At 70.4% G+C, this 5,303-nt stretch carries 5 protein-coding genes; all 5 read left to right on the top strand.

What is annotated here, in order from left to right:
• Positions 1–637: FAD-binding protein (locus ACFWPJ_RS23620; RefSeq protein ID WP_378854571.1), on the top strand; the 637-nt coding region annotated here is incomplete at its 5' end.
• 10 nt (positions 638–647) lie between these two features.
• A complete protein-coding gene (locus ACFWPJ_RS23625) occupies positions 648–905 on the top strand; it encodes a hypothetical protein (protein WP_378854572.1) in 258 nt (85 codons plus the stop codon).
• 25 nt (positions 906–930) lie between these two features.
• On the top strand, positions 931–1,722 hold the full coding sequence (locus ACFWPJ_RS23630) for an SDR family NAD(P)-dependent oxidoreductase (protein ID WP_378854573.1): 792 nt from the start codon (positions 931–933) through the stop codon (positions 1,720–1,722).
• Complete coding sequence (locus ACFWPJ_RS23635) at positions 1,719–2,594, top strand: alpha/beta fold hydrolase (RefSeq protein ID WP_378854574.1); 876 nt, start codon at positions 1,719–1,721, stop codon at positions 2,592–2,594. The genes ACFWPJ_RS23630 and ACFWPJ_RS23635 overlap by 4 nt, the downstream gene beginning before the upstream one ends.
• A gap of 197 nt (positions 2,595–2,791) precedes the next feature.
• The gene (gene helR / locus ACFWPJ_RS23640) at positions 2,792–4,981 is read left to right on the top strand and encodes an RNA polymerase recycling motor ATPase HelR (RefSeq protein WP_378854575.1); all 2,190 of its coding nucleotides are present in this window, start codon (positions 2,792–2,794) and stop codon (positions 4,979–4,981) included.
• Positions 4,982–5,303 lie beyond the last annotated feature (322 nt).

Here is a 5,303-nt window from a genome sequence, read left to right on the forward strand (position 1 = left end):
CCCGCGCTCTATCATCGTCGACAGCACGGGAAAGCGCTTCACCAACGAGGCGTCGCCGTATGTGACGTTCGTGCACGCCCAGCTCGCGGGCAGCCACGATCCAGCCTGGCTGATCTTCGACGCCAAGGCCAAGAGCCGCTACCCCATCGGCGGTCTTGTCCCCGGCCAGAAGTTCCCGGAGTCGTGGACGTCGACCGGCCTGGTGCAGATCGCGCCGGACATCGACGGACTCGCCGCCGCGATCGGCGTTCCCGTCGCCACCTTGCGCGAGACCGTCGACCGCTTCAACGGGTTCGCCCGCGACGGTCACGACGCCGACTTCGGCCGCGGCGTCAGCGCCTACGACAACTACTACGGCGACCCGACCCTCGACACCCCGGCGCTCGACGAGCTGGACAAGGGCCCGTACTACGCGCTGCGGGTGCGGATCGGCGACCTGGGCACCAAGGGCGGCCTGGTCTACAACGCCGACGCCCAGGTGCTGCGCGCCGACGGCACACCCATCCCCGGCCTCTACGCCGCGGGCAACACCTCGGCCGCGGTCATGGGCAACGACTACGCGGGCGCCGGCGCGACCATCGGCCCCGCGATGGTGTTCGGCTACGTCGGCGCGCGGCACGCCGCGGGCGAGCGCTGAGGAGGTAATCATGCAACCCGTCGAATGCGGTACGTGCGGCAACAAGGTGCTGGCCGAGAAGTTCAGTCCCAGCCACACCAGCGTCCAGTGGCTCGACGACGCCGAGTCCGCGTGCCCGGAATTCGCCCGCCGTGCCGCGCTCGGCGAGCACAGCAGCTGGATCCCCACCTGCCCCGCCCTGCGCGACTCCATCGAGAACGCGGTCCGCGCAGGCGCTTTGGCGACCGATCAGTTGCGGCACGAGCCGGTCCCCGGCCGGCTCGGCTGATCCCACAGACAAGGAGAGAAAATTCATGAACAGACTCGACGACCACCGCACGCTGGTGACCGGCGCCGCGTCCGGCATCGGCCAGGCCACCGTGCTGCGGCTGCTCGACGAGGGCGCCACCGTGGTCGGCGCCGACGTCTCGGCCGACGGCCTGGCCGCCACCAAGGCCCAAGCCGCAGAACGCGGCACCGCGGACCGGCTCACCACGTTGACCATCGACATCGGCGACGAACAGTCGGTGACCGATGGCGTCCGCTCGGCGGTCGAGACCCTCGGCGGCTTGGACTCGCTGGTGAACGCGGCGGGCATCCTGCGCGCCTCGCACACCGAGCAGACCTCCCTCGACCTGTGGGATCTGATCATCCGGGTCAACCTCACCGGCACCTTCCTGGTGGTCCGCGAGGCGCTGCCCGCGCTGCTGGCCAACCCGCGCGCGACCGTCGTGAACTTCAGCTCCACCTCGGCGGCCTTCGCCCACCCGTACATGGCGGCCTACGCGGCGAGCAAGGGCGGCATCCAGTCCTTCACCCACGCACTGGCCCTCGAATTCGGCGGCAAGGGCCTGCGCGCGGTCTGCGTCGCACCCGGCAGCATCAAGTCCGGAATCACCGACGCCACACCGGGTTACGTGCCCGCCGACGCCGACTGGGCGCTGTTCTCGAAGCTGTCCCCCGTCCTGCCGACCGACCGGGAATCCGGCGGCGCGGGCATGGGTGACCCGACCGCGGTGGCGGGCGTGATCGCCATGCTGGTCTCCGAGGACGGCGCGTTCATCACCGGCACCGAGATCCGCATCGACGGCGGCACCCACGCATGACCGAGCTGAGCTACGAGGCCACCCTGCGCGAGATCCGCACCGACGCGGGCGTGTTGCGCTATCACGAGGCGGGTGAGGGTCCGCCGCTGCTGCTGTTGCACGGGTCGGGTCCGGGCGTCACCGGGTGGCGCAATTTCCGCGGCAATCTCGCGACGTTCGCGGAGCGATTCCGTTGCCTGGTCCTGGAATTCCCCGGTTTCGGGGTGAGTGACGACTTCGGTGGTCATCCGATGGTGACCGCGCTGGACGCGGTCGTCCGGTTCGTCGACGCGCTCGGCCTGGACAGTGTCGACATCATCGGCAACTCGATGGGCGGCGGCGTGGCGCTCAATTACGCCATCGCGCACCCGGAGCGGGTCGGCAAGCTGGTGACGATCGGCGGTATCGGGCGCAATATCTTCAGCCCCGGCCCCGGCGAGGGCATCAAGCTGCTGCAGGAGTTCACCGAGGAACCCACCCGGGAGCGGTTGATCCAGTGGCTGCACTCGATGGTCTACGACCCGGCGATGGTGACCGAGGAGCTGATCGAGGAGCGCTGGACCCAGGCCACCGATCCGGCCACCCTGGACAGCGCGCGGCGGATGTACAGCAAGGCCGCGTTCGCGATGATGGTGCGGGCCATGGAGGCGTCCGACGCGCCGCCGCCGTGGGCGATGCTGCACAAGGTAGCTGCTCCGACGCTGATCACCTGGGGCCGTGACGATCGGGTGAGCCCGCTGGATATGGCGCTGATTCCGATGCGCACGATCCCGCGCGCTGAGCTGCATGTGTTCCCGAACTGCGGGCACTGGGCGATGATCGAGCGCAAGGACGAGTTCGAGTCGGCCGTGCTGGCGTTCTTGACCCGCAAGGATGCCGACCGGACGGTGTGATCGCCGGTTCCGCTGGCCCCCTGTGATGCGGGAAGGAGGAGTCCTCACTCTCTTCCCTTTCCAACATATAGCGCACAGGGGGCCTTGCCGCAAGGCCCCGGTGGTGCCGCATAATCGTCGGCCGAAGCCAGAAGCTGCGGAAACGGGAGTGAACGACTCGCTCCGCCGGGATCGGCGAACCGGGAAAGTGAGGGCATGTGTCAACTCAGGGATATCAGGACGAACTGCGGTCCGAGCAGAACTATGTGGACGGGTTGTACGCGCGGCTCGATGCCGAGCGCACCCGGGTGAAGGGCCGCTACAGCGCGGCGCTGCGCGCCAAGGGTGTCTCGGCGATGGAACGCGACTTCGAGGTGCGGGCGCTGGGCATGCAGGCCAAACGGCTGGATGTGGCCGACAACGGGCTGTGCTTCGGCCGGCTCGACTCGCTCGCGGGCGAGGCCTCCTATATCGGCCGGATCGGCCTGTTCGACGAGGCGAACGAGTTCGAGCCGCTGCTGCTCGACTGGCGGGCGCCCGCGGCGCGCGCGTTCTATGTCGCGACCGCCGCGACGCCGGAGGACATGCGCAGGCGCCGCCAATTCCACACGCGCGGGCGGCAGGTGACCGACTTCACCGACGAGGTGCTCGGCAGGCCCGACGGTGACGAGCGCGGCGACGCGGCGCTGCTCGCGGCGGTCAACGCGCCGCGCGGTGCGGGTATGCGCGACATCGTCGCGACGATCCAGGCCGAGCAGGACGAGATCATCCGGCTCGATCACCCGGGCGTGCTCGTGATCGAGGGCGGCCCCGGCACCGGCAAGACGGTGGTGGCGCTGCACCGCGTCGCGTACCTGCTCTACACCCAGCGCGAGCGGATGGAGCGCCAGGGTGTGCTGGTGGTCGGCCCGAATCCGGCGTTCCTGAACCACATCGCGCATGTGCTGCCGTCGCTGGGCGAGACCAATGTGGTGTTCACGACCGCGGGCGATCTGCTGCCCGGCCTGCACGTCACCGCGGAGGACGCCCCAGAAGCCGCGCGGCACAAGGGATCCCTGCGGATGCTCGACGTGCTCGCGGCCGCCGTCGCCGATCGGCAGCGGCTGCCGGTGGAGCCGGTGCCGATCGAGCTCGCGGATGTCACCGTGCGCATCGACGCCGAGACCGCGCAGTGGGCGACCGAAGAGGCGCGGGCGAGCGGGCGGCCGCACAACGAGGCGCGGGAGGTGTTCCGCGAGATCATCACCTATGTGCTCACCGAGCGGGCCATCGGCCGGATCGGGAAGGGCTGGCTCACCCGCGACGACCGCGAGGCGTGGGAGCAGCTGCGCACCGATCTGATCGCGGAACTCGCCGAGAACGCGGCGTTCACCGCGGCCCTGGACGACCTCTGGCCGATCCTGACCCCGGAAACCTTTCTTGCCCAGCTGTATTCGTCACCGGAACGGCTGCGCGCCGCCGGCGCCGACGAGTCGCTGTACCGCGTCGAGGGCGACGCCTGGACGGTGTCGGATGTCCCGCTGCTCGACGAACTCGTCGAGCTGCTGGGCCGGGACAAGCCCGTCGACGACACCGCCGAGCGGGAACGCAAGGCCGAGGCCGCCTACGCCGCGCGGGTGCTCGAGGACACCATGGTCAGCCGCGAAGACCACATGGACGACGAGGATCACCTCTTCGCCCAGGACATGCTCTTCGGTGAGGACCTGGCCGAACGCTTCCTGGAGCGTGACACCAGGGAACTCGCCGAACGCGCTGCCGCGGACCGGGATTGGACGTATCGGCATGTCGTGGTCGACGAGGCGCAGGAACTATCGGAGATGGACTGGCGGGTGCTGATGCGGCGCTGCCCCGGCAAGTCGTTCACCGTGGTGGGCGATCTCGCCCAGCGCCGCTCGGCAGCGGGCGCGACATCGTGGGCCACCATGATGGAGCCCTATGTCCCCGGCCGCTGGGCCTACCGCGCGCTGACGGTGAACTACCGCACCCCCGCGGAGATCATGGCCGTCGCGGCGTCAGTCCTCGCCGAGTTCGCGCCGGAGGTCACGCCACCGGAATCGGTCCGCGCGTGCGGCGTGCAGCCGTGGGCGCGGCGCGTCGATCCGGCGGAATTGTCCACCGCCATCACGGATTTCGTGCGTGACGAAGCCGAGCGCGAGGGCACCAGCATCGTGATCGGCCCGCCGGATGTGCCGGGCACGGTTGCCGCATCGGAAACCAAGGGCCTCGAGTATGACGCGGTATTGGTGGTGGAACCGGAACGGATCCTCGCCGACGGGCCACGCGGCGCGGCCGAACTGTATGTCGCGCTGACCCGCGCTACCCAGCGCCTCGGCGTGCTGCATCACGGCGAGCTGCCGCATGCCCTGCGCGGACTGGCCGCCGCCCCGGCCCCCGTTCCGGCGCGCTGACGCCACCCGCGCCAAGTGGACTGGCCAAGCGCCAGCGGCCGTTCCAGCTCGGCGCACTGACGCCACCCGAGCCGAGCCGACCGGCCGACGCGCCAGCGCCCGTTCCGGCGGGCTGACGCCACACGCAACGCGAGGGCCGGCCGACGCCCCCGCGTCCGTTCCGGCGCGCTGACGCTACTGGCGCTGCGCGTGCTGACCGACACACCGACTCTGTCCGGCGCACTGACGCCACACGTGCTGCGCGGACCGGTCGACACCCCGGCTCTGTTCCGGGGGCCGCCCGCCCCCCCCCGGCGCGGCGCCCCGGGCCGCCCCCCCCCCG

This window comes from Nocardia sp. NPDC058497 (assembly GCF_042720195.1).
GTDB lineage: Bacteria > Actinomycetota > Actinomycetes > Mycobacteriales > Mycobacteriaceae > Nocardia.

What these genes read in the sequence shown, in the direction of transcription:
- ACFWPJ_RS23635 (WP_378854574.1), top strand. Translation starts at nt 1,719, where the DNA reads ATGACCGAGCTGAGCTACGAGGCCACCCTGCGCGAGATCCGCACCGAC.
- ACFWPJ_RS23625 (WP_378854572.1), top strand. Translation starts at nt 648, where the DNA reads ATGCAACCCGTCGAATGCGGTACGTGCGGCAACAAGGTGCTGGCCGAG.
- ACFWPJ_RS23630 (WP_378854573.1), top strand. Translation starts at nt 931, where the DNA reads ATGAACAGACTCGACGACCACCGCACGCTGGTGACCGGCGCCGCGTCC.